19 protein-coding genes, 1 other RNA gene and 2 pseudogenes are annotated in these 24,404 nt (G+C 49.0%); 16 read left to right on the top strand and 6 right to left on the bottom strand.

The features are described 5' to 3' along the window. The first annotated feature begins 262 nt into the window (after positions 1–262). Entirely contained in the window at positions 263–742 is a 480-nt protein-coding gene (smpB, locus tag AC1DWB_RS14535) for an SsrA-binding protein SmpB (RefSeq protein ID WP_477541790.1), read from the top strand. A 259-nt stretch (positions 743–1,001) separates the two neighbouring features. Further along, positions 1,002–1,365: a transfer-messenger RNA gene (gene ssrA / locus AC1DWB_RS14530) on the top strand. A gap of 225 nt (positions 1,366–1,590) precedes the next feature. Here ssrA and AC1DWB_RS14525 read toward each other — a convergent pair. Both AC1DWB_RS14525 and AC1DWB_RS14520 read right to left on the bottom strand, forming a co-directional pair. Continuing rightward, entirely contained in the window at positions 1,591–1,749 is a 159-nt protein-coding gene (locus AC1DWB_RS14525) for a hypothetical protein (protein ID WP_477541789.1), read from the bottom strand. A gap of 39 nt (positions 1,750–1,788) precedes the next feature. Then, positions 1,789–3,093 carry a Gfo/Idh/MocA family protein gene (locus tag AC1DWB_RS14520; protein ID WP_477541788.1) on the bottom strand — a complete coding sequence of 435 codons (1,305 nt, stop codon included), beginning with the start codon at positions 3,091–3,093 and terminating at the stop codon, positions 1,789–1,791. A 447-nt stretch (positions 3,094–3,540) separates the two neighbouring features. Between AC1DWB_RS14520 and AC1DWB_RS14515 the strand changes: the two genes are divergently transcribed. From AC1DWB_RS14515 to AC1DWB_RS14475, 9 genes and pseudogenes are all read left to right on the top strand, one after another. Then, positions 3,541–3,711 (top strand): hypothetical protein, encoded by a 171-nt coding sequence (locus tag AC1DWB_RS14515; protein WP_477541787.1) that lies wholly within the window; start codon positions 3,541–3,543, stop codon positions 3,709–3,711. Positions 3,712–3,869: 158 nt separating this feature from the next. Beyond that, positions 3,870–6,194: a helix-turn-helix domain-containing protein gene (locus tag AC1DWB_RS14510; protein ID WP_477541786.1), complete on the top strand. Its 2,325-nt coding sequence runs from the start codon at positions 3,870–3,872 to the stop codon at positions 6,192–6,194. Positions 6,195–6,450: 256 nt separating this feature from the next. Continuing rightward, complete coding sequence (locus tag AC1DWB_RS14505; RefSeq protein WP_477541791.1) at positions 6,451–7,389, top strand: ABC transporter permease; 939 nt, start codon at positions 6,451–6,453, stop codon at positions 7,387–7,389. Positions 7,390–7,416: 27 nt separating this feature from the next. Further along, a complete protein-coding gene (locus AC1DWB_RS14500; RefSeq protein WP_477541785.1) occupies positions 7,417–8,301 on the top strand; it encodes a carbohydrate ABC transporter permease in 885 nt (294 codons plus the stop codon). Between the two features lie 37 nt (positions 8,302–8,338). After that, positions 8,339–9,883, top strand: a complete 1,545-nt coding sequence (locus AC1DWB_RS14495) for an extracellular solute-binding protein (protein ID WP_477541784.1) — start codon at positions 8,339–8,341, stop codon at positions 9,881–9,883. A 125-nt stretch (positions 9,884–10,008) separates the two neighbouring features. Further along, positions 10,009–10,326, top strand: a complete 318-nt coding sequence (locus AC1DWB_RS14490; RefSeq protein ID WP_477541783.1) for a gluconate 2-dehydrogenase subunit 3 family protein — start codon at positions 10,009–10,011, stop codon at positions 10,324–10,326. Continuing rightward, positions 10,322–10,551: pseudogene (locus AC1DWB_RS14485) on the top strand (IS4 family transposase); the annotation flags it as partial. The gene AC1DWB_RS14490 and the pseudogene AC1DWB_RS14485, both read left to right, overlap by 5 nt. A 748-nt stretch (positions 10,552–11,299) precedes the next feature. Next, a complete protein-coding gene (locus AC1DWB_RS14480) occupies positions 11,300–11,866 on the top strand; it encodes a DUF4256 domain-containing protein (protein ID WP_477541782.1) in 567 nt (188 codons plus the stop codon). An 801-nt stretch (positions 11,867–12,667) separates the two neighbouring features. Beyond that, the gene (locus AC1DWB_RS14475; RefSeq protein WP_477541781.1) at positions 12,668–12,925 is read left to right on the top strand and encodes a hypothetical protein; all 258 of its coding nucleotides are present in this window, start codon (positions 12,668–12,670) and stop codon (positions 12,923–12,925) included. Between the two features lie 89 nt (positions 12,926–13,014). Here AC1DWB_RS14475 and AC1DWB_RS14470 read toward each other — a convergent pair whose 3' ends face one another. Beyond that, positions 13,015–13,644, bottom strand: coding sequence for a YfbR-like 5'-deoxynucleotidase (locus AC1DWB_RS14470; protein WP_477541780.1), 630 nt, complete (start codon positions 13,642–13,644; stop codon positions 13,015–13,017). Positions 13,645–14,143: 499 nt separating this feature from the next. On the opposite strand from AC1DWB_RS14470, the gene AC1DWB_RS14465 reads away from it, so the two are divergent. Both AC1DWB_RS14465 and AC1DWB_RS14460 read left to right on the top strand, forming a co-directional pair. Beyond that, positions 14,144–15,448 (top strand): aminoacetone oxidase family FAD-binding enzyme, encoded by a 1,305-nt coding sequence (locus AC1DWB_RS14465; protein ID WP_477541779.1) that lies wholly within the window; start codon positions 14,144–14,146, stop codon positions 15,446–15,448. Between the two features lie 34 nt (positions 15,449–15,482). Then, on the top strand, positions 15,483–16,799 hold the full coding sequence (locus AC1DWB_RS14460) for a BaiN/RdsA family NAD(P)/FAD-dependent oxidoreductase (RefSeq protein ID WP_477541778.1): 1,317 nt from the start codon (positions 15,483–15,485) through the stop codon (positions 16,797–16,799). 55 nt (positions 16,800–16,854) lie between these two features. Here AC1DWB_RS14460 and AC1DWB_RS14455 read toward each other — a convergent pair. Beyond that, positions 16,855–17,019: pseudogene (locus AC1DWB_RS14455) on the bottom strand (helix-turn-helix domain-containing protein); the annotation flags it as partial. Positions 17,020–17,378: 359 nt separating this feature from the next. Here AC1DWB_RS14455 and AC1DWB_RS14450 point away from each other — a divergent pair. Next, a complete protein-coding gene (locus tag AC1DWB_RS14450; protein WP_477541777.1) occupies positions 17,379–18,353 on the top strand; it encodes a diaminopimelate dehydrogenase in 975 nt (324 codons plus the stop codon). Between the two features lie 360 nt (positions 18,354–18,713). Continuing rightward, positions 18,714–20,300, top strand: a complete 1,587-nt coding sequence (locus AC1DWB_RS14445; protein WP_477541776.1) for a methyl-accepting chemotaxis protein — start codon at positions 18,714–18,716, stop codon at positions 20,298–20,300. A 305-nt stretch (positions 20,301–20,605) separates the two neighbouring features. Here the strand turns inward: AC1DWB_RS14445 and AC1DWB_RS14440 are convergent, their stop codons facing one another. Then, positions 20,606–22,186 (bottom strand): extracellular solute-binding protein, encoded by a 1,581-nt coding sequence (locus AC1DWB_RS14440; protein ID WP_477541775.1) that lies wholly within the window; start codon positions 22,184–22,186, stop codon positions 20,606–20,608. 189 nt (positions 22,187–22,375) lie between these two features. Here AC1DWB_RS14440 and AC1DWB_RS14435 point away from each other — a divergent pair, with 189 nt between their 5' ends. Then, the gene (locus AC1DWB_RS14435) at positions 22,376–23,305 is read left to right on the top strand and encodes a helix-turn-helix domain-containing protein (RefSeq protein ID WP_477541774.1); all 930 of its coding nucleotides are present in this window, start codon (positions 22,376–22,378) and stop codon (positions 23,303–23,305) included. A 6-nt stretch (positions 23,306–23,311) separates the two neighbouring features. Here AC1DWB_RS14435 and AC1DWB_RS14430 read toward each other — a convergent pair whose 3' ends face one another. Continuing rightward, positions 23,312–24,361, bottom strand: coding sequence for a Gfo/Idh/MocA family protein (locus tag AC1DWB_RS14430; RefSeq protein ID WP_477541773.1), 1,050 nt, complete (start codon positions 24,359–24,361; stop codon positions 23,312–23,314). Positions 24,362–24,404 lie beyond the last annotated feature (43 nt).

The raw sequence follows: 24,404 nt of genomic DNA, 5'->3' as shown, positions 1-24,404 counted from the left end.
CAGGCGGAGGCGCCGGTGGCGGCAAGCCGGGCGCGAGCGGGCGCAGCGGTGGCCGCAAGGGCGGCGGCTCGCGCGGCGACAGCGCAGGCGCGGGAGCGGGCGCGCCGGGCGGCGACGCCGGCAAGGCGATGCGCGGCTTCGTGCGCAAGAGCAGCAAGCGGAAAAAATAGTTATACCTCCTTGCCTGCATTGCTTTCTGAGGGTGGAGTTGATACAATAAACTCCTAGCTGGTCGGTTCGACCGATTGAAGGAGTGATTCCCATGGGTAAGAAGAGCGAGGGCAAACTGCTCGCCCAGAATAAAAAAGCTTCCCATGACTATTTCATCGAAGATACGTATGAAGCCGGCATGGTTCTGACCGGGACGGAGATTAAGTCCGTTCGGATGGGGAAGGCTAACATATCAGATAGCTTCTGTACCATTCGCAATGGCGAAGCTTTCGTGCACAATATGCACATCAGCCCGTTCGAGCAAGGGGGACGGAGCAATCCGACTGATCCGACAAGAGCGCGGAAGATGCTGCTGAAGAAGGACCAGATCAGCAAGCTGATCGGGACAACGAAGCAGCAAGGGTATGCACTTGTGCCGTTGAAGATCTACATTCGCAACGGTTACGCGAAGCTGCTAATCGGCATCGGACGTGGTAAGAAGCAGTACGACAAACGCGAAACCGAAGCTAAGCGTGACGCACAACGTGACATCCAGCGGGCTTTGCGTGAGAAGCAGAAGGTGGCACGTTAAGGTAATGTCGTTTACCTTAAACGGCGTAAAGTATTCGATGGATCACAGTAGGTAGTTGTGACAGGTGACTTCTGGCATCATTGTCAGTTGAAGCCTGCACTCCCAATAACCTCTTCCCATAAATGCGCGCGATTGTGATATACTTTAGATGTAGCAGGGAAACTTGCTTCATAACCTTTTTTTCTTCTTCTCCATCACTCCTGTTCCTTTCCCGAGGTGGAAGTCGGGAAAGGAACATTTTAGCTACACCTTCTAACTTGGGGGCGTTCTTGGATTCGACGGGGATAGTACGAGCAACGGTTGCGGGTAGTGGGGACGCGTCCACTATAAAACGCTAAAGCCAATTAAATGGCAAAACACAAAACAACTACGCTTTAGCAGCTTAATAACCTGTTAGCGTGCTTCTACCTCGCATCGCCCATGTGCTAGGATAGGGGCTCAACTTTAGTGGGATCCGCCGTTCGGTCTCCGCCTGGGGTCGAACGGAATAAGACAATCAGGCTGACCCAACGCGTAGTGTGTTACAGGACGACGCTCGGGTGACATCAATACTGTGACTACACCCGTAGACACCGGTGTGGCGTGATCTTCGGACAGGGGTTCGACTCCCCTCGCCTCCACCAATATGAAAAAGGACACCTCAGAGGTGTCCTTTTTCTATTGGGTGGCGAACTTGGGGAGGCGAACCCCTGCAAGGGGTTCAGTCCCGCGCGCAGGAAGCAAAGCGGACGAGCACGGCATCGAAATCCACCGCTAAGGTAGTCATCCGCGAGTAAGCTTCGGTAGCAAGTTGAATCAAGATATCGATACTCCCCTCGCCGCCACTGTTCCGGACGCAAAGCAACGGGCTATCTCCCGCCTTCTAACGCCGTCATCCGCGATTCGAGCGCCCGCACCGTCGGATTGTTGCCGCGGGTATACATATAGGAGTCAATCGGATTTGATGAGGCTCTTTCGAACTCATCGACCGTCTGTTGAGTGAGGGTGCCGTCCATCAATTTCCACACCCTTCCTACTCCGTTGGCGTGTTTCGAGGGGAACGACCGTCAGAGCTCGTCGATCGCGACAACGCTGTTCGTCAGACGGGCGCGATCGGCCGCGAAACCGATTTGATGACCGAAAATCGATTTGTCCAGGGACGTAGAGGATAATGAAGGCGCTTCTCCGTGCAGTGTACGGACAAAATCGGCGACAAGCCGCAGATCGCCTCCGCCGTGCATGTCCGAGGATACGTCGAGTTCGATGCGATATTCCTTAACCCGTTCTTCCGAATCCGGGCGGCGAATGACGAAATAACCGTTCTCCATCGTGCCGCTAATTTCGCCCTTCGTGCCCGTAATATGAATCGTGCGGCACGGTTTGGGGGTGGCGCCGTTCAAGCTGTGCGAAGCCGTGCTGCCATCGGCGAATTCGACGATCACCACCTGATGATCGACCACATCGTTATCGCAGCGCCAGACGCAGCGACCGTACGGATTGTCGGTTCGCAGAGAGTGAAGCTTCTTTTCCTCGGGGGCGTCTTGTCCGAGACCGGGGAAGTCCCAAACATAGGAGCCCCATAACTGCTGCCTGATATACATACGGCCGGCCGAATAAGTGCAATCGGCCTCAAGAGGGCAGTCCGACAGGCAGCGCGTCCCGGCTTTCTCCGGCGCAGTCGCTTCCCTAAACTGCATGAGGCTGCCGAAGCTGCTCACTTTGACCGGACGAATGCCGCCCTTCATCCACGCGATCAGATCGAGATCGTGACAGCATTTGGCCATCAGCATCGTGGAACCGCAGCTTGCCTGGCTGTTCCATTTGCCGCGTACGAAGGCGGTTGCCATATGATGATAGCTGACGTTCTCTTCCGTTTGGATGGAGACGATGTCCCCGATCGCCCCCAATTCAAGCTGGCGGCGAATTTCAGCATAGAACGGAGCGTATCTCAGCACGTGGCAAATCATGACGCTGCGCCCGTATTTCAGGGCTGTCTCATAGAGCGACAGCACTTCCTCTTCATGGACGCCGATCGGTTTTTCCAGAAGGAGATGGTATCCCGCCTTCAGCAGCGGCAGCGACGTCGGAACATGCAACTGATCCATTGTTCCGTTGATGACCGCGTCGGCGATCCGCGGTCTGGTTACAAGCTGTTCGACCGACGCGAAAGCATGTTCAGTTGGAAAGCCGAATCGTTCCGCGGCGGATCGACGGCGAGCCTCGTCCGGGTCCACGACGCCGACGATTCGCAGCTCTTCCGGATGTAGAAGGGAATAAGAAGCGTACAGCAAGCTGCGGTGCCCCGCACCGACAATGACGGCAGTCACGGGCTTCTTTTCGGATTCAGGGTTGATATGCTCATTACCATTCATGATGGAGTGCGACCTGCCTTTCGGAAGCTATCTAGTATGTACTTCCAAGATATCTTGACGACATAGAAGAAAAATATTCTTCTATAGTAATCGAATACTATTGTGAAAGCAATGAGAAAAATCAAATGGCTGCGTAGATATGGAGACTGCGATCGGCAGCGGCAAGACAGGTGCATAGGTACATCACGATGCTGGAGGATAGTCCCGGCAAGGAAGAAACGGCCATGGGTTCCTTTGTTTACGCCTTGAGGGAGTCGCACAGAAAACGGATGACAAAGCTCGCGGGGGTGTGGTAATCTGATTAAAAATAGTAATCGATTACTAAAGTATGTCTTGTCGGCGCCGTCGGTACAGATGCGGTGGAGGACATCCATAATACCGAACTGTCGACGGTTTTTCTATTTTCATCAAGACGGTTTAGCCTATAATAGCGTTGCGGACGAGGTCATGCGCGCATGGGGTTCCCTGATTGATCTGTATACGTTTACCCGATGCTTCGGAACAAGCGCATTTTGCAATCATGTGCATTATACGGAGGAAGTCAGGGCTCTGCAAGCCGCCTACATTGCCGGATCCTTGGAAGCGATCGTGAGCCTGCAGAGCGTAAGACCACAGTAATCGGTATCACGTTAACTGTCTCAGCCAGCTTAATATCCATTTTATTACAAGTAATTCTCGCGGTCGAGTTGAATGTATAATAGATTATAAGAAGTTGACAGCAACCAGCTTACTATTAGCATGATAGCTTCCTAAACCAACTCAATGGGTGAGAAAAAATGTCAAAAGTATGGAACGATTTGCACCGATTTTTTCAAAATTCCAAAGGACTCTTCTACAAAAAAAGCCTCGTTCTCATTCTGCTTAGCTCGAGCATCCCGGGGCTTGTCATCGGTGGAAGCGTTTACTGGGGCATTTCCGGTAAAATCGAATCCACGTTGATTGACTCGCATCGAAAACAAATTTCGGAACAATTCAGAACAGTGGATGAGCAATTAAACTATTTGGAATTAACCTTGAGTCACTGGGCATTCGAGCCGCGGTTTGGCGAAAGCTTAAAGACTCTTGATTTTGTATATCATTTTGAGGAAACAAGGGACATCAACAAAACGCTGCTCGTGATGCAAGGTTCCCATCCTCTCATCAAAGGGGTGGCGCTGTTTATTGACGGGCAGTCGCCTATAAGGTTCGACCCGGACTACAATCCGTTCAACGATCCAAGCCAAGTGATGTATTTCAGGCAATTGCTGAACACAGGGGGAACGGCCTACTGGACGAATTCGTCCCAATTCACGAATTCATCCGCTTTGAATTCGAATGCAGCCTTGTTGGTCCACAAAATAGTGGATATGAACCAGAACCCGTTCGGTCTCCTTGTTGTAAACCTAGATCGCAAAAAAGTCGAGAACATGTTAAAAGTGTTGAATCCTTATGATAAGAGCGGCACGTTTCTCATGAATCAGCGCAACGAAGTTTTCTCTTCCGTCCAGAGTGGAACTTCTTCATCGAACGAGTTTGAAGCGGCCATTAAGAAAGCCGTCATGCAATTGGGAACCCAAGAGGGGGCGTTCTCGTTCAAGTGGAACGGTGACCAGTATTCGGTTTTGTTCGGGAAGCTGTCGCGAATCGATACCGAGTGGACTTACGTTTCGGCCACGCCGATCTCAGCCATTACTTCGCCGATTATTTTCGTATCCCAATTGATCCTCCTCTTCAGTACTTCAGGCTTCGCTTTGGCATTAACTCTGTCGTGGTTCGCCTCCAATCGCATCTATTCGCCAGTCAAGAAGCTATTGAATTTGCTTGCCGGCGGAAGTAGCCGAAACCTCGACGAATTCAAGCTTTTTGAAAACCAATGGGGACATTTATCGAGGGAGAGCAGCCTTTTGCAGAATAAACTTCAGGAACAAATGCCTCATATCAGAGAAGGTTTTCTGCTGCAGCTGTTCCATCAATACCTGGATCATTATTCCGAGCAGGAGCTCAAGAACCGGATGAAGCAGTACGGCTGGGAAACCGATGGCAGGCAATATATTGTAGTCAATGTGCAACTAGCCGGATTTTCTCAACCGGACGGCAAGTTTACTCATGATGAAAGAGAACTTGCAACGTTTGCGGCGGCCAATATGATTCAGGAACTGGCGGCATCACGCTTGAAGGAATCCAGTGTCATTAACCTTCACGATTCGTTCGGCCTGCTCGTATTCGCCTCCGATGCGGTGACGGAGAGAAGTGAACTACTCGGTATGAGCAGAGAGCTGACGCAACTGATCAACCTGATTCTTCATGTCCGTGTGACGATTACGATTTGCAAGCCGACGGACGTGGTGCGGGATATCCCGCTTATGTTCGAAGAGGCCAATCAGGTTTCATGGGCACGGATGATGAAAGACGCGAATCAGATCATCGACATGGAGCAGCCGGATGTTCAGCTTGAACCGGGTGCGTTCCAATACCCTTATGCATTGGAAAGGGACATTTTGCAAGCGTTACGAATGGGACAAAAGAAGGAAGTCGATCATCTGATCGCTGAGTTTCTGGACGAAGTGGCGGACAGGGGCAGTAAAGAAGCCGATGTGAAACAAAGCCTTCTTCTACTGGTGGGCAGTATGCAGCATATGATTATGCTATCGGGTATTCAATTGAAACCTCCGTTAGAGGGCTCTGGTGTAATCGGCAACCTGCTGCAAATTCGTGATCGAGATCGGATCGTTCAACTAATCTGCACAAAAGTTGTCCATCCGTTTATCGAGGCGATGATGGAGAGATCGAATTCGCAGGTGCAGAAGATCATCGAACAAGCTATAATCTATATAGAAACAAACTATACCAAAGATATTTCGCTGGACAGTTGTGCTGACCACTTAGGTACGACTCCGATTACCTTGAGCAAATCTTTTAAACAAGTAACGGGAATCAATTTTATTGACTATGTGACCGACTTGCGGTTGAACAAGGCCAAGGAACTGCTGCGGGAAACGGATAGGAAAATGAATGACATCGCAGAAGCGGTGGGGTACCAACAAACGTATTTCAATCGCATCTTTAAAAAGCAGGTAGGAGTCACGCCAAGTCAGTATCGTGACCGGTATTTGTCAGACTAGTTGTCGCGAAACTCTCCAAACTTGATAACAGCCCTCGACGCCTATTAAATTGGGTGGTTGAGGGCTTTTTGTATAGAAATTAAAAGTCTAATCACGGTGAAAAAGTGCAAAGCCGGCTATTGCAGAGGCGTTCGTACCTTCGGAAAAAATGTATAATTGCCTGCAAAGTTAGGCTGCCTTATGCTTCAGATAGAAATGTTGCAATTCAAACCACGGTTAAAGGGGGAAGATCCGAAAGGAGGTCACAATGGATAAAATGTCTGTACACACGAAGCCGATCGGCCAAGTCGAGTCCAAGTGGATCCGTCAGGTGAAGAGAGACAAATGGTTGTATGTGCTGCTGCTGCCGGGGGTTTTGTATTTTCTTGTTTTCAAGTATGTCCCTATGTGGGGCTTGCTTATTGCGTTTCAGAATTATCAGCCGTTTTTAGGTTTCTGGCATAGCAAGTGGGTCGGGATGGAACAGTTCACGATTTTTTTTCAAAACCCCGATTTCATGAAGCTGCTTCGCAACACGCTGCTGCTTTCGTTATACAATATCGTCTTCTATTTTCCTGTCCCTATTATTCTTGCGCTTATGCTAAATGAGGTTCGAGTTGCCGTTTTCAAACGATCGGTCCAAACCCTGATTTACGTACCGCACTTCATTTCGATGGTTATCGTAGTAAGCATTACCTACGTGTTCCTGACGACCGAAAGCGGGATCGTTAATGAACTGCTGCAGAAATATGCGGGCCATAAGATTGCTTTCTTGACCGATCCCGATTGGTTCAGGCCGTTGATCATTTTGCAAACGATCTGGAAAGAAGCCGGCTGGGGGACGATTATCATTTTGGCTGCGCTGGCGGGTGTCAGCCTGGAGCAGTACGAAGCCGCGATCGTCGACGGTGCAGGAAGATGGCGTCAATTATGGCACGTTACCCTTCCAGCCATCCGAAGCACAATTGTCATTTTGCTCATTCTTAGGATGGGGCACGTTCTAGATATCGGATTCGAGCAAATTTATTTGATGATGAATGCGCTGAATCGGGACGTGGCGGATGTATTCGATACCTATGTGTATGACGTGGGAATCAGACAAGGCGCGTTCAGCTACAGCACGGCCGTCGGTTTGTTTAAATCCGTTGTGGGCGTCATACTCGTATTATCCACCAATTACCTGGCGAAGAAGTTCGGGGAAGAGGGCATTTATTGATTTTGATTTAGGGTTGGAGGAAAAAACATGGAAAAACGGCACAATACCATATCCGTCAAAGTGTTCGACGTATTCAATTACTTCTTGCTGGCGTTGTTCGCCCTTTGCTCCATCGTACCTTTTCTGTACATTATTGGCGGATCGTTCGCTACAGAGGCGGAATTGACCGCGAGAGGATTTTTTCTGATTCCGACGGAGTATTCCTTGAATGCATATAAGTATATTTTCACATCCAATACCTTACTTCGCAGCATTATGGTTTCGGTCTATATAACGGCAGCAGGCACCTTGGTAAACTTGTTTTTTACGATCACGATGGCGTACCCACTAGCGCGCAAAACGCTGAATGGAAGGAAAACGGTTCTTAACCTGGTGATCTTCTCCATGCTGTTCAGCGGCGGAATCATCCCCACCTTCCTCTTAGTGAAAAACTTGGGTTTGCTGGACTCCTATTGGGCTTTAATGCTACCGGGGGCGATCAGCGCCTTCAACTTGATCATCGTAAAAAATTTCTTCCAAGAGCTTCCTCCGGGGCTGGAGGAATCCGCCAGGATAGACGGCTGTACGGAAGTAGGCGTATTGTGGAAAATTGTTCTGCCGCTATCCAAACCGGTGCTGGCTACATTCGGCATGTTTTACGCGGTAGGGCACTGGAACAACTTCTTCACAGCGCTGCTTTATATGAACGATTCCGAGAAGTGGCCCTTGCAAGTATTGCTGCGCCAAATCATCTTACTGTCGCAGGGGAGCCTCGGGGATTCGGGTCAATTAGACCCCATGTTCGTTCAGCCCCCTGAGCAGGCGGTTAAAATGGCGGCCATCGTGGTTGGCACGATTCCGATTTTGCTCGTGTACCCGTTCCTGCAAAAGCATTTTGCCAAAGGGGTCCTGCTTGGTTCCGTCAAAGGCTAAAGGTCCAAAATCTAATTATGAGGAGAATGAATCCAATATGGTAAAAAGAATGAAAACCTTACAACGCGGTTCCGCTCTGTTAATCGTTTCGGCATTAGGTTTCACGGGGTTGATAGGATGTTCAAGCGATTCGGATAGCAAGGAGCCTGCGGTAAGCAGCTCCGAGCCAACCGCGCAGCCGCCGCTTGCTCTCGATATTATGCTTCCTTCCTTTGCAACCGAGACCCCGAAGGATGACAGCCCGGTCGTTCAGGCCATCGAAAAGGCGACCAATACCAAAATCCATCTGGAGTGGGCGCCCAACTCGTCTTATTCGGATAAGTACAATATTACCTTAGCATCCGGCAAAATGCCTGCGATTATGGTCGTGCAGAGCAAAACGGCAAGCTTCGTGAATGCAGCGAGAACGGGCGCTTTCTGGGAGCTTGGGCCTTACCTGAAGGACTATCCGAACTTGAGCAAAGCCAACCCAATCGTTCTGAAGAACTCTTCCGTGGACGGGAAGGTGTATGGTCTTTATCGCACGCGGGCACTGGCCAGAAACGGGATGATTATCCGCAAGGACTGGCTTGAAAACCTAGGTCTGCAGGCTCCCAAAACGATTGACGAATTTTACAATATGCTGAAAGCATTTTCAACGCAAGATCCGGATAAGAATGGGAAGGCCGATACGTACGGCATGGTCATTTCCAAATACAATCTTCCTTGGGAAATGATGCAAACCTGGTTTGGGGCTCCAAACAAATGGGGTACGGATGCCGGCGGTAAACTGATTCCGGTACACACTACCCCCGAATATATGGAAGCGCTTCGCTTTTTCAAAAAGCTGTATGACGAGAAGTTGATTAATCAGGATTTTGCCGTCTTGGATTCGGCGAAATGGGGAGATCCCGTCGTCAACAATCAATCCGGTGTCTTGCTTGCCGAAGGGGACACTGTCTCTGGCTTCGATAGCCGAACACTGGAAGCGATGAAAAAGCTTGGCAAGGAAGAACGGCAATATCTCGATGTATTCGGCGACGTTTCCGGGCCTAAGGGGGTCAGGAACTTGCCGACAGAGGGCTATGCAGGGATGGTCCATATTTCCAAGGCGACCGTAAAAACGGAAGCGGAGTTGAAACGTGTATTGGCGTTCCTGGATAAGCTGAGCGATGCCGATATGCAAAACTTGTTGAACTATGGGATTGAAGGCAGACAGTATACGAAAACGCCGAATGGGACCGAAGTTACGAAGGATACGGCGCTGCTCGCGGAAAAAAATGATTTGGCCCAAATCATGACGTATATTCCGGAAAATCGGATTCTGCCTACTGTGATAACACCGCTTAGAACTAAAGTGGCTCAGCTGCAGAAGGAGAGCGAAAAGTTCGTCGTTCCGAATCCGGCTACTCCGCTGGTATCGACCGTTTATGCACAAAAAGGTTCTCAATTGGATAATATTGTGAACGACGCCAGAACCAAATTCATTGTAGGGCAAATTGACGAAGCCGGCTTGAAAGCGGCCAACGAGCTGTGGATGAAGAGCGGCGGCGAAGACTTAATTAAAGAAATGAGTGAGTTGTACGCGGCGAATGGGAAGTAACCATTGAAGTGGCTGAGGCCGTTCAGCTTAAGATCGAGAAGTAGAAGATATACTAAATCCTTGATATTGGACATACAGGAAAAGCAGCAAGCGCATAATGGACTCGAAGAACTTGATATAAACGTATGCGTAACCAAGGCCCTCCGGCACCCGGAGGGCCCTCTATCTTTCTTATGCTTTTCTTCAATAATTTATTGAGTCTAGTGATCGAAGGGTATTACGGAAGCCCTGACGCAGGAGGGAACAAGGAAGGCAAGTTGTGGGAAATGCTTGGTTTTCGCCCCGGATCGGTATCCGGCGGCCAAGAGTCGGCTCCTGAAACCGATTTACCGCATAAAACCTTCGATCAGCTGCGGGATCGGTACGATGTGATCATCGTAGGAGCGGGGGCGGGCGGTTCGGTTGCGGCAGAAGTATTGGCGAAGCCGGCCTCCAAGTGCTAGCACCGATCAACGATCGTTTGGCGGACTGTTTTATTTGCTTTGCGATGGAGTCGGTACCATCGACTGGGCGGATGCCCTGCAGCAACTGGTCGATTTAATCACGGAAATCGCTACGAAAACCGGAAAGAAGATTTCAACTCTCATTCAGCGTCAACTCCAGCATGGTTTACTGGTCTGCCCAACTATATCAAGGCCTACCTGCCGATTTCATACTGCGAAAGTTGAGTTAATAAGACATGTCGGATAAATCCTAGAATTTATTCGTTCTATTTCTGGCAAGTCTTTGCTTGAAAAAATAATTTCCGGCAATGTTTTGCTTGAATTAAGATAACATTATAATGAAATCACTCTCATATTGGCCTGTTTCCGGCATAGAGATGGTTGAATAAGCGGCAAAGTTTTGGTTTAAATGATAGTGTCCTTTTTGTATTGGGTGGTGAATTAGGGGAGGCGAACCMCTGCAAGGGGTTCAGTCCCGCGCGCAGGTAGCGAAGTGGACGAGCACGGCATCGAAATCCACCGCTAAGAACGTCATCCGCGAATAGGCTTCGTCAGCAAGTTAAATCGAGATATCGATACTCCCCTCGCCTCCACCATCAGAAACCCGACCGCATGAGGTCGGGTTTTTGCATGTGGGCGAACTTGGGGAGGCGAACCCCTGAAAGGGGTTCAGTCCCGCGCGCAGGGAACGAAGTGGACGAGCACGGCATCGAAATCCACCGCTAAGAACGTCATCCGCGAGTAGGCTTCGTTAGCAAGTTAAATCAAGATATCGATACTCCCCTCGCCTCCAACATGTAAATCCACAACCGCATGAGGTTGTGGATTTTTGCATTTTCCTCGACTCTGTAGAGCTTTTTATTGTTTCATTGTAAGATTAGCAATAATGACATTTATATTCGAGAATTCGATATTTGAAATTGGAGTATGGTATTATGATGAGGTGTTTCGTAAATTTCAAGGAGGTTTCATCATGACAATTGAAAACAGAGAGTTGTCAGCAGAACAATGTAAAGAACTACTTAGAGTATTGAAAGCCCGTTTTGATAAAAACATGAACCGCCACATAGGTTTTGAATGGACTAAAGTACAAGCAAGGCTTGAAGCTAATATTGAAAAACTGTGGTCACTCCATGAAATGGAAAGAACCGGCGGTGAACCGGATGTTGTTGGTTATGATGAAAAGACGGGTGAATACATTTATTATGACTGTTCAGCGGAAAGTCCTAAAGGCCGCAGAAGTGTTTGTTACGACGGTGAAGCTCTGGAGTCTAGGAAAGCACATAGACCGGAAAATAGCGCTATTGATATGGCGGGTGCCATGGGTATTGAACTTTTAACGGAAGAACAGTATCGGGAACTTCAAAAACTTGGAAATTTCGATACGAAAACATCGAGTTGGGTGAAAACACCTTCTGATATTAGAAAACTTGGTGGTGCTATCTTTTCTGATTTCCGCTACGGCAATGTCTTCGTGTATCATAACGGTGCGGAATCTTATTATGGTGCTAGGGGATTCCGTGGCTCGCTCAGGGTCTAAATTTTGCACAGACAGTGAAGTGCATTAACTGATATTAGTTAGTGGAAAAATCGCTGTGTGTCGGGCGGTTTTATTCTTAGTTATTTCGCCACACTCGGCACTCAACACATGTGGAGTGTGTAATATAGATGGTTCGAAATATGCAGATCCCATTCTCAATTGGTGTGTAGGTTTAACTAGATGAGGAGCATGAATGATATAGCAACGGACAAAAATAGCCGGCCGATAAGTGACGATTTCACTTCGGCCGGCTTTTTTTCGTATACCTGATAAAGTTTTAGTAGCAAACCCGTTAAAACAAATCCCGGATGCTCTTGGCTCAAGGATAATAATTGAAGCGTACGCAGTTTGTAGAGCATGGGGTGGGGCTTTGCCCCATGCTTTACTTATTTTCGATACGAGGCAATCCCCAGCGCACAATTGACGGAACGGAGAGACGCAAGGGAATCATGGATGCGAGGGGCAGTTCATTGCAAGAACGAGCGGCTCCGGCGAATTGTGGTTTTGCACTGCCACGGTTGGCCTCCATCATGAAAAACCCGACCGCATGAGGTCGGGTTTTTGCATGTGTGGCGAACATGGGGAGGCGAACCCCTGCAAGGGGTTCAGTCCCGCGCGCAGGGAACGATTAGTTGGGGTAGAACAACGAGAACGGCATCGAAATCAATCGCTAAGGTAGTCATCCGCGAGTAGGCTTCGTTAGAAAGATGTCTTGCATCCTTTTGCAATATATGGATCCTGCGTTCAGGCTTATATGTTACAATAAAAGTAACTGTAAATCGTTATTCGGAGGTGACGAGGATGCGATGGGAAGAGGTTCGTGAGCAGTTTCCTGATGAGTGGGTGGTCTGTGAGGCGTTAAAGTCCCGTTCAGAGGGAGGGTTCTGGCTCATTGATGAAGTAGCTCTCATTGATCGTTTTGACGATTCCGCTGTTGCCATGAAACGATATTATGAATTGCATCGGGAGCAACCTTATCGAGAGTATGGTTTTTTTCACACATCCCGTGAAACGCTTAAGCTTTGTGAAAAATGGGCGGGGGTTCGAGGACCCAGATGAACATTGACGTGAGGTACGGACTACCTTTTATCGAAGTTACTATTTGTTACCATTGTAATGAAGTTGTGGTGATGGGGTTTAAATTCATGTTAAAGCTCTAAAGCTTCTTTTGTAATCCTTTTGATGTCAATAGGACAATTGGAGCTTTCCTTAACAATGTCAGGTAAAATGTTATTTAAAAAATAGTCTACGCAATGTAGCTTTATTTTTTTGATTTTAATGAGTGCATCGCGATACATAATCACAAATTCCTTCTCTGTGTTGCCTCTTTGCAATTCAGTAAGGGCCTCATAGACTTGATCAAGTTTATCGGCCAATTCAAGAATTAGACCTTCGACGGAATAGTCCTTGCCCTCGCGCAGTTGTCTGCGGAAAATAGGCTTGAACTCCTCTGGAATATTCTCCTCTATAAAAAGAGCAATCATTCCTTCCTCTACCTGCTGCAGCATGCCGCGCAGTTCTAGTGAGTAATGCTTAACGGGTGTTTTAATATCTCCAATAAATATTTCACCATAATCATGGCTGCTAGTTATCTCGTAAAGCTTCTTCCAATCTATCGTGACGCCATTACTTTCCTCAATGTCTGCCAATGTTTTTGCGTATTGTACAACCTTCCATGAATGAGCGGATACGCTGTGCTCTTCAAATTTAAATTTTCCAGGACAACGGATAATACGTTCGAGATCGTTAAGTGATTGAAAGTACTTATGAATTCCCATAACATGCAATTCCTTTCTATATTTAATGTATAATGTGAATCGTTATAGTTAGTTTAATGCTTATTTGTTAATGGACGATTAAATCAAATGGGCAATATATGGAAACAAAATAGTCAGGATATATCATTACCTTTATTCTGCTATTAGTAATATATGTACAAGGGGTTTCTTCTATTTACTGGGTTTAACTGAGAATGGCTCTTTATTAACATCTTAGGTCTATTCCTTTGCCAAGGTGAACTCAACTCAATGGCTCTCCAGCATTAAATATTGCAGGGAACGAAGTGGACGAGCACGGCATCGAAATCAACCGCTAGATAAAGTTTCTTTAATTGTAACGAGGAAAGGGTTTTGAAAGCGGGTAGAGGGATATTATGGTAATGAGACGAAATCAGGAATTTTCAACCGGGATTAAGCCGTGGTTACACTTATGCTATAATTTAAATAAAGCGCATCAGTGCTTTCAGAAAAAATTGGACAAAGGGTGCATCGACCAATCATGAATGAGTATCAGACTTCCATGCATCACAAGCTGTTTATTATCGGCGCAGGCGCTGCAGGACTAATGGCCGCCGTTACCGCGCGAGATCTGGGTATCGATACCGCCATTCTGGAGAGCAACGATCGGATTGGAAAGAAGATATTAATGACAGGCGATGGCCGCTGCAACATTACGAATGAATCTACTGCGACAGGTACGGATGAAGCGCTCGCCTTATCGCACAAGTATCACAGCAATCAGGCTGGATTTCCGCTGACTGTGCTGCAGCAATTTGGTATCCGTCAAACTATCGATTTCTTCTCCATGCTCGGGCTTCCGCTTACAAGATTGAAGGATGGCTTGATGTATCCGATGTCGCTGCAGGCTGCTGCGGTGTTGGATATTTTTCAGCTTGCTCTGGAGGACCGGAATGTTCCCGTATACTTCAAGAACAAAGTGCTGGATGTTACCGTTTCGACGGATCATCCGCGCTTCACGATCATATGCCAAACGGAGACAGAGGAGCAGGTTGTTTATACCAGCGAATACCTATTTCTATGTGCGGGTGGCCTTACCGGTCCGAATACGGGAAAAGATGATCCAGGTTATACGCTTGCCCAACGTCTGGGGCACACCCTGATCGAACCTGTGCCGGCCATTGTGCAATTGAAGCTGCAATATCCGCATATGAAGGCGCTGTCCACCATCAAACTCCAGGGACAGGCCCATATCATCGTGAACGGTGAAGTCATCCGCAGCGAATATGGTGAAATTCATTTCACGGACTATGGCATCGCCGGCCCGACAGTTCTCCAGATAAGCAGGATGGCTGCGTATCATCTCGCAAGAGGAGAATCTGTGACTGTAGCGGTTGATCTGATGCCGGGCCGCACGAAGGAAGAGGTAGTTGAGTTTCTGGAAATGCAATGGGGGATCTTTGGATACCGGACTGTTGCGGATTCCCTCGTCGGCATCTTCAACAAGAGGTTGGTTCCCGTCCTGCTGAAGGAGGCAAACATCGATAATCAGCCGGACCTGCTTTGCCAGGATCTATCGTGGAAAACCAAGGAAATATTTTATCGCATATTGAAGCGTTGGGAATTTAAAGTGACCGATACCAATGGCTTCGCGAATGCGCAAGTGACAGCTGGCGGCATCGATACAACTGAGTTAATCGAAGGAACGCTGGAATCCAAGCTAGTACCTGGGCTTTATTTGGCCGGCGAGGTGACGGATGTGGACGGGGATTACGGCGGCTATAACCTGCAATGGGCCTGGAGTTCCGGCTATGTGGCCGCGATGGCGCTTGCTAAGCAACTATAATGAATCCATTGGAAAAAGGATGCATCGACCAAACATGTATGAGTATCAGAATTCTAAGCACCACGAACTGTTCATTATCGGTGCAGGCGCTGCAGGACTAATGGCTGCCGTTACTGCGCGGGATCTAGGTATCGATACCGCTATTATTGAAAGCAACGACCGAGTGGGGAAGAAGATATTAACGACGGGCAATGGGCGCTGCAACATTACGAACGAATCCACTGCGACGGGTGCGGATGAAGCCGTCGCTTTATCACGCAAGTATCACAGCAATCAGGCTGGATTTCCACTGCCTGTGCTGCAGCAATTTGGTATCCGTCAAACCATCGATTTCTTCTTCACGCTTGGGCTACCGCTTATAAGCTTGGAGGATGGCCGGATGTATCCGATGTCGTTGCAAGCTGCATCCGTGTTGGATATTTTTCGGCTTGCGCTGGAGGATCGAAATGTTCCGGTATACTTCAAGAACAAAGTGCTGGATGTTACCGTTTCGACGGATCATCCGCGCTTCACAATTATATGCCAGACGGAGACAGAGGAGCAGGTTGTTTATACCAGCGAATACCTATTTCTATGTGCGGGTGGTCTTACCGCTCCCAAAACGGGAACGGATGGCTCCGGTTATACGCTTGCCCAACGTCTGGGACATACCCTGGTCGATCCCGTGCCGGGCATTGTGCAATTAAAGCTAGACTATCCGCATTTGAAGGAACTGTCCGGCATCAAATTCGAGGGACAGGCCCATATTATCGTAAACAATGAAGTCATCCGCAGCGAATATGGCGAAATTCTTTTTACGGACTATGGTATGTCTGGCCCGCCAATACTCCAGCTAAGCAGGAAGGCTGCGTATAATCTCGGAAGAGGAGAATCTGTGACACTATCGGTTGAATTGATGCCGGGTCGCACGGAGGAAGAGGTAGTTGAATTTCTGGAAATACACTGGGCGATCTTCGGACACCGGACTGTTGCGGATTCCCTTATCGGTATTATCAACAAGAAGCTGATTCCCATCCTACTGAAAGAGGCAGGAATTGATCAACAGCTTCACCTGCTTTGTCAGGATCTATCGTGGAAAACCAAAAAAATATTGTATCGCATTATGAAGCGTTGGGAATTTAAAGTGACCGATACTAATAGCTTCACGAACGCGCAAACAACAGCCGGCGGTATCGATACGACTGAATTAATAGAAGGGACGCTTGAATCCAAGCTAGTACCTGGGCTCTATTTGGCCGGCGAGGTGATGGATGTGGATGGAGATTGCGGCGGCTATAACCTGCAATGGGCCTGGAGCTCCGGCTATGCCGCCGCGATGGCGCTTGCTAATCGACGTACCGGCACCACATAAGGTGATTGATGGTTGTTGACTCCTGGCATGCAGAGAACACATGTGCGATTTTTTGATCCCATTCCAGAATCTGAATGATCTGCCGCACGCTCCGTTTCGGTACTTCCCGGCGCAGCAGAATGGCTTCCTCCAGCACCTCGGCCGGGATGGTGTCCAGCAGCGGCTTTCGGCCTTTAGGTTTGGGCTTTAGCCCCTCAAAACCTCCCTCGCGGTACTGGGCCTTCGGCAAAAAACGGACAAGAGGGAGCTACGGTACAGCGCCTTGATTTATTCGACAAGATGGTCATTCTGTGATATGGTAAAAGCATCCCATAGGCATTCTACTCTTCGGAGTGGAGTGCCTTCGTATATTATTACGGAGATTTTACATTAAATGTATGCTATTGCATTCATCCGGACTTCGGGGTTTGCGCAAATCCGGGCGTCTGTCTGGCATTGTTTGCGTTAGAGGTTACGGTCATTTCAGAGGATAATGAGGGCACGATATTTTGTCCAGCTTGGCTCATAGCCGGCATTATTCCTATGCGCTTTAAGTGGTTTCTTTGTTTACATATTTAATAAATGATGGGGGTAATTAACTTGGACAAGATTAAAGTAGGTATAGTGGGTTACGGAAATTTGGGCCGTGGCGTTGAATCGGCCATTCGGCAAAATCCGGATATGGAGCTTGCAGCCATTTTTACTAGACGTCAACCCGAAAGCATGCCTTCAACTGCAAAAATGGTACACATGTCTGAAATCGATCATTATATAGGGAAAATCGATGTGATGATATTATGCGGTGGTTCGGCAACGGATTTACCGGAGCAAGGCCCATATATCGCCTCCATGTTCCATACCGTGGACAGCTTTGACAGGCACGCTAAAATTAATGAATATTTTGATTCGGTAGATGCTTCGGCAAAGAAAAGCGGACATGCCAGTGTAATTTCAACAGGTTGGGATCCGGGACTGTTTTCGCTAAACCGTTTGCTGGCTGAAGCCGTATTGCCTGAAGGAAAGGAATATACGTTCTGGGGCAAAGGGGTCAGTCAAGGGCATTCGGATGCGATTCGTCGAATTCAAGGCGTGAAGAACGCGGTGCAGTATACGGTTCCAAATGAGGAAGCGGTTAACCTGGTAAGAAAGGGAGAGAATCCGGTATTATCCGCAAGAGATAAGCACCTGAGAGAATGCTTCGTTGTAGCGGAGCCTGGTGAAGATCTGTCTCGCATCGAAAAAGAGATTACAACGATGCCGGACTATTTTGCCGATTACGAAACTCAAGTCCATTTTATTAGTGCCGAAGAATTGCAGGAGAACCATTCTTTAATGCCTCACGGAGGACTTGTTCTTAGAAGCGGGATAACAGGAGCCGATAGCAAGCAAATTATAGAATTTGGACTTAATCTGGCCAGCAACCCTGAATTTACCGGCAGTGTACTGGTCGCTTATGCTAGAGCAATCAGTAGATTTGCGAAGGAAGGCTTTGTAGGGGCGAAAACGGTATTCGACATTCCTTTTGGGTACTTGTCTCCCAAATCGGCCGAACAGCTTAGAAGAGAGTTGTTATAACGTTCTCAAGTCTCGTAAAAAAGGGAATTATCCACAGGGTTATACACAATGCTCACAAGCAAAAGGACCTTGGTGTGCATAACTCTTTGGCAACATATAAACATATCCACAGCATCGCATATTCACACAGCTGTTCCAATGACATAAGAAAGGAGCTGGAACCTTCGGTAAACGGGTCCGGCTCCTTTTTAAATGGTTGGAATTTCCGGGCCTGTTGACGAGCCCAATCGACGATCACCGTAAAAATTCCCCGCAGTTCAAGAAGCGTACTTTTGAAAACCTTGCTAAAGTCCACTAACGCTTCGGCCGATAATGTAGAAGAAGTTTCACAATTACATTACTATAACTGAGGGTGACACTATGAAATGGTTCATGAACTTAAAGACGTCGGTAAAGTTAATATCTTCTTTTGTATTAGTTGCGATTATCGTGGCAATTGTCGGATTGTATGCAATTTCCAATCTTAGCATGATGGATAAAAATATTACTAATATGTACAACAACAATCTTTTATCGATTCAAAGATTGTCGGAAGGGCTTAACAGCTACCAAAATGTGCGGGTCGCCGTACGCGACATTGGCTTGAGCACTACGAAGGCGAGTAGGGACGAGCTGGCTGCCGATATTCAAATGTACTTGAAAGAAATGCAGGAAAAGATCGGACTTTATCGCGGTGTCGCCTTTACCCAGCCGGAGAAGGATCAACTCAAAGCTTTTGATACGATCTTGCCGACGTACATTAAAACTCTCGAGCAGGCGCTGGGATTGGCACAAAAAGATGATAAGGCCGAATATTTTAATTTTCAGCAAAATGAATTGGTTCCGGTGGGAAGCAAGATCAGAGAATCCTTGGGTAAGCTGATCGATATTAATGTGGAAATTGCTGAAAAGTCAGATACAGAGTCTTCTGAAGCCTATACGACTGCCCGCAACACGACCATAGTTATAGTGGTAATTGCTTTAGCTTTCAGCATTTTGTTAGGTTATGGAATCGCTCGAACGATATCGAATCCATTAACGAGTATGGTCGAATTGGTGGCGAAGGTGGCGCATGGCGATTTGCGGGAGAAGGCGGCTATTAACAGCAAGGACGAGGTAGGGCAGCTGGCAGCATCAATCAATCAGATGATTGAAAGCCTACAGCGGACCATAGGCGGGGTTATCCTATCTTCGCAAAGCGTGGCTGCGGCATCGGAACAAATTTCCGCGAGTACACAAGAAATTGCCGGTAGCAGTTCAGATCAAGCACACGCGGCTCAAAAAATTACGGAATTGTTTAAAGAGTTAAGCGTAGCGATTGATTCTGTGGCCGTAAGTGCAGAGCAGGCTGCTGAATTATCGAACAGGACTGTAGAAACGGCCAGTGAAGGTGAAAAAGTGGTTCGGGCTTCTGTAGAAGGGATGCAGGCCGTAAATAAAATGATGTCCCGTTTGGAGGAGGATTCCTTGAAAATTGGCAACATCATCGAAGTTATAGGTGATATAGCCGATCAAACGAATCTTCTTGCATTAAATGCCGCGATCGAGGCAGCCAGAGCAGGCGACCAGGGTAGAGGTTTTGCGGTAGTAGCCGATGAAGTCCGTAAGCTTGCAGAGAGAAGCAGTGAGGCGACTAAGGAGATTTCATCGATTATTCAAGTGATGCAAGCGAATACCAAACAAAGTGTAGATGCGGTCACAGATAGTGTGTCCCAATCCTCTCAAACCGGGAAGGCGTTCCAAAGCATCATTCGCATGGTCAATGACTCTTCTCAGAAAGTCAATGAGATCGCGGTGGCCTGCGAGGAAGAAGCGGCTCAAGCATCGGAAGTGATGCAATCCGTTGAAGCCATATCCTCTTCCAGTGGGGAATCGGCAGCGGCATCGGAAGAAACGGCGGCAACTTGCCAGTCTCTTGCGCAGCTGGCCGATGGACTTAATACTTCCGTCGCTGTTTTCAAAATTTAGCCGTCCTCGCTCGTGGAATTGGTCTGCAATCACAACTCCGGATTCCACTTCCTGCATAACCTTGGCGATCGTATTTCGACTGATCTGGAAGGTTCGCGCGACGAGCGTTGTTCCACCTCTGCCCACCTTTCTGTATGTAAGACTTACGGATCGGCGATTATATAGCAGGGGATTCGATTTCCTTTATTTTCATTGTACCCTATCGGTGACGAAAACCTGTGACGAGGGAGGAAAATGCACCAACCCAGCCGATGGGCTGGGTTGGTGTGCCATGTATGCTGCTTTTTACCGGTGCTGCACGATCGTCAAGGCTGTTTTTGGGCTTCGCGAATTTTTTCTTCGTAATATCGGATGATGGATTCGCCACCATAGACGGACAGCACTTCGTTCCGATACTCCGGCCAGCGGTATCCCGATCGATCGGAAAAAATCATCCTCACCTGAAGCTCGGTTTGGCGCGCCCGCATTTTCTCCACACTAACCCCGAGAGGCGGTGTCAAGGTCGCGCCCAATCCGGGATGCACTGGGATGGACGTCAACATGCGCTCGATCTTCTGATCTCGCTCCGTCACTCGTGCATCCAGGACGGAAAGCCCCAGGATCCCAGGTGTCTCGGGAGTGAAAAAGCTCCATATTTTCAAAAAGTCGCCCTTCGCCTGAATGTCTCTCTCTACGACGTCCGGCTTCAACGTAATCGTATGGCCCGCTCGCGTATAGTGCTTGCCCTCCACGCCGTAATGCGTGAGCAAAAAACCTTCCTCCCCGGCCAACCAATCCAATATTTGTGCGGTTTTTTTCAGCTTCTCGGGCCGCAAGCCCGCCGCATTGTTCGAGAAAACAAACGGATAGCTCGGTGAAACCGCGGTACGAAGAGCCTGACGCCCAAACGGATTGAACGGAACCCAGTCGGCGAGCGGGTTAATCGCTTTGCTCCTCGACTGCAGGCTGTCCGGATTGGAGTCGAAGGCAAAATCGCGCGTCTCGCCTAGCAGCACCCCAGCCTTGCCCTGCACCGCTTTGTCCATATGCTGATTCCCCTGATTCAAAAACCAATCGGGGTCGACCCATCCAACCTGCATAAGCTGTACGATCCGATCGGCGACTTGCCCGACCCGCACATCCATCTGCATGTCGATCAATTTCCCATTCTCCAGGTATGCCGGGTAGATCAACCCGGCATGGACATACTCCGGCCAGTCCAAGGAAATGCTAGTCCCGTTGCCGGAGGCGGTGAAGCCGTATGTGTCCGGTTTCCCATTGCCATCCGGATCCCGAATCGTAAACGCTTTGAGAACTTGAAGATACTCTTCATAGTTCCCCGGTATTTCCAGGCCAAGGCGCGTCAGCCAGTCTTTCCGGATGTAGTAGGCCCGGTACGATTGCGGGTCATAGGGAATCGGAGCGCGGGCGAACTTATTGTGAACCTGGTATCCGCGAAGCTCCTTTTCATTCATCCAGTATGTAAAATAGTTGGGCATCGTCTCCTTCGTCACAAAATAGGTCATATCGGCCAACACGTTGTCGAGCGTATATTTTGCCCCACCGTCGGGACTTATATTGAGCCACATGTCCGGCGGATCATTGGCGGCGAGCATGGCGGCGATCGTCTCGTTATATTCGTCCCCAGGCGGCATAGCCGTTACTTTCAATTTGACGTTGAACTTCCGCTCGATCGTCAGCTTGACGAAATCGTCCTTCGCCTCGGGCAATCGGGCGGTTGGAGGACCGCTAATCAAAAAATGCAAGGAAAGAGGTTCGGCAGAGCCGTCCCGCGCTGAGACTGACGGGTCGGGGCGATCCCTACCGGTCGTGCTCATCCAGTCGTACCCGATTCCTGCGATCGCAAAGAGCACGAAGCTCGCTATCCCGATTTTGATCCATTTCACTTGGCGCCTCACCTCGGCATGTACCCGTTTTCTTCCCATCATACTGGATCGGATCGGCAAAGGGAAGATGTTTGTCCGATCCCGCATCCCATAGTGGAAGTAATAAAATATCGTCTATCCACGTACAAAATCGATGATTTACATACCGCCCCCCGTTCCCGTATATGTGGGATAAGGAGGCTGATCGTCATGGACTATGAGCGCTTCGTCTTGCAAGACGTGGTGTCCGTTCGCAATCTCATCTCGATGCTATACAAGGAGACGTCGAGCCAGCACTATTTTGAGGGAGAGAGCCACAATTACTGGGAAGTGCTCTATATGGACAAGGGGGAGTGGGAAGTCACGACCGACGGACGGGTGTTTTCACTCGAGCAGGGAGACCTGCTCGTCTTCCCACCGAATGTGTTTCACTCGGGGAGGGCCCTGCACGGAACGTCGCCCAACCTGCTCTTGATCTCTTTCGATTGCGATTCTCCGGCGTTGGAGGCGTTTGCCACGATGCCTAAATTCCGCTTGAGCGAGCTCGAAAAAAGCATCCTCTCGCGGTTGATAAAGGAAGGGGGAGAGGCGTTTGCCCCCCCCATCCATTCTGTACATACCCGAACACTGGTGCCCAGCAAGCTGGCCAGATTCGGCAGCGGGCAATGGATCAAAAATGACTTGGAGCTTTTTCTGATCACCTTAATCCGAAGAATGGCCGATGCGTCTGCGATGGAAGCAACCGTCTCCGTTCAGAGGAAAAGCCGGGATACCGCAACCGTGACTCGCATCATCCGTTACCTGGAGCGTAGTCTATCGAGCCCTGTCGCGATCGAGGAGATCTGCAAAAGGTTCTGCATCGGCAGAACCGCGCTCAAGACTTCCTTCAAGCATTCGACGGGCTGTAGTGTAATCGAATATGTCACTCGCATGAGAGTGGAAAAAGCCAAGACCTTGATTTGCGAAGATCGGCATACCTATACGGAAATTTCGGTAATGCTGGGCTTCAGCAGCATTCATTACTTCTCCAAAACGTTCAAGAGAATAACCCGGATGACGCCAACCGAATATGCAAGGTCGGTGCAGTCGGTGCAGCTAGCCGCGATCCGAGATCGCACATACTGCTACGGGTTCACTTAATTGCGATCAAGCTGTAACATCCTGAAGCCCCAGGCCGCGCAGATCGGCCATCGTATGGTTGCGCTCTGCCTCATACAGCCGCCATATGACACGGAGTCCCTGCAGACTGGTCCGTCCGTCGGTCAAGGGATGGGTGCCGCCGATTATGCAATCTATAAAGTGCGAGATCTCAAAATGGGTAAATTTTCCGATGGTGTCGATGTCCATCAGCACTTCCACATGGGACTCGGTATCCAGATTCGATTTTTCTTCTTTGATATTCGTGCGGGCGTAGAGCTTCTTTTCCCCTAGGTGGATCTCCAGCATGCCCTCCGTGCAATGGGCTTGCAGACTCCAGCCCAATCGAGTTCCCCGCGCGCCCCAGGTGCCGAAGTGATAGCCCAGCGCGCCGTTTTCGAACTCGATCGTCACGTTGCTGGTGCCTTCCTGTTCCATCCAGGGGGTTCCGAAGGAAGTGCCGATATGCGTCCCTCTCACGGGCCGTCCCATCAACCATAGCAGCAGGTCCACATAGTGGCACCCATGGCTGAAAAATTGACCGCCGCCCAGCCGTTCAGCCGACAGCCCCCAGTGGCCGGCCTTGTAATGGGTGTATTGCTCGGTCCAGATCGACATTTGGAAGCATTCCCCGTAAGCTTTGGAATCGAGCAGCTCCTTCAACTTCAAAATGACCGGCCAAAATCGCACGGGATATGCCGTCATCAGCACTTTCCCGCTCTTCTCGGCCTGCGCGATCAGCTCCAGGCATTCTTGTTCGGTATTGGCCATTGGTTTTTCCATCAGCACATGTTTGCCTGCCTGCAAGCAAGTCATGCCTACTTCGTAATGAAGATCGTGCGGCAGTACGATCAATACCGCGTCGACGGCGTCCAGCAAGTCCCGATAGTCGGCTACCGCCAGCTTGGCGCCAATGTTCTGGGCAGCCTGCTCCGCGCGCTCCAGTACAATATCGCAGGTGGCCGTCACCTCCAAGCGGTCAGCCAGTTCTTGGAACCCGGCCGCGTGGCTGCCGGCCATGTTTCCGCATCCGATGATGCCTAGGCGAATGATATTCATTGTTGACGTTCTCCTTTTCCTCTCGCTTAGCGATTATGATTTT

This window comes from Paenibacillus sp. P4_E11, from assembly GCF_056401635.1.
Note: the sequence above shows the minus strand (reverse complement) of the source record. Positions and strands in the feature narration are given on the sequence as shown.

Excerpts from the sequence above, each read along its gene's own strand:
- AC1DWB_RS14505 (WP_477541791.1), top strand. The coding sequence starts at position 6,451 with ATGTCTGTACACACGAAGCCGATCGGCCAAGTCGAGTCCAAGTGGATC.
- AC1DWB_RS14495 (WP_477541784.1), top strand. The coding sequence starts at position 8,339 with ATGGTAAAAAGAATGAAAACCTTACAACGCGGTTCCGCTCTGTTAATC.
- smpB (WP_477541790.1), top strand. The coding sequence starts at position 263 with ATGGGTAAGAAGAGCGAGGGCAAACTGCTCGCCCAGAATAAAAAAGCT.
- AC1DWB_RS14435 (WP_477541774.1), top strand. The coding sequence starts at position 22,376 with ATGGACTATGAGCGCTTCGTCTTGCAAGACGTGGTGTCCGTTCGCAAT.
- AC1DWB_RS14470 (WP_477541780.1), bottom strand. The coding sequence starts at position 13,644 with ATGGGAATTCATAAGTACTTTCAATCACTTAACGATCTCGAACGTATT.
- AC1DWB_RS14500 (WP_477541785.1), top strand. The coding sequence starts at position 7,417 with ATGGAAAAACGGCACAATACCATATCCGTCAAAGTGTTCGACGTATTC.
- AC1DWB_RS14490 (WP_477541783.1), top strand. The coding sequence starts at position 10,009 with ATGCGTAACCAAGGCCCTCCGGCACCCGGAGGGCCCTCTATCTTTCTT.
- AC1DWB_RS14475 (WP_477541781.1), top strand. The coding sequence starts at position 12,668 with ATGCGATGGGAAGAGGTTCGTGAGCAGTTTCCTGATGAGTGGGTGGTC.
- AC1DWB_RS14515 (WP_477541787.1), top strand. The coding sequence starts at position 3,541 with ATGCGCGCATGGGGTTCCCTGATTGATCTGTATACGTTTACCCGATGC.
- AC1DWB_RS14465 (WP_477541779.1), top strand. The coding sequence starts at position 14,144 with ATGAATGAGTATCAGACTTCCATGCATCACAAGCTGTTTATTATCGGC.
- AC1DWB_RS14510 (WP_477541786.1), top strand. The coding sequence starts at position 3,870 with ATGTCAAAAGTATGGAACGATTTGCACCGATTTTTTCAAAATTCCAAA.
- AC1DWB_RS14480 (WP_477541782.1), top strand. The coding sequence starts at position 11,300 with ATGACAATTGAAAACAGAGAGTTGTCAGCAGAACAATGTAAAGAACTA.
- AC1DWB_RS14430 (WP_477541773.1), bottom strand. The coding sequence starts at position 24,361 with ATGAATATCATTCGCCTAGGCATCATCGGATGCGGAAACATGGCCGGC.
- AC1DWB_RS14445 (WP_477541776.1), top strand. The coding sequence starts at position 18,714 with ATGAAATGGTTCATGAACTTAAAGACGTCGGTAAAGTTAATATCTTCT.
- AC1DWB_RS14520 (WP_477541788.1), bottom strand. The coding sequence starts at position 3,093 with ATGAATGGTAATGAGCATATCAACCCTGAATCCGAAAAGAAGCCCGTG.
- AC1DWB_RS14460 (WP_477541778.1), top strand. The coding sequence starts at position 15,483 with ATGTATGAGTATCAGAATTCTAAGCACCACGAACTGTTCATTATCGGT.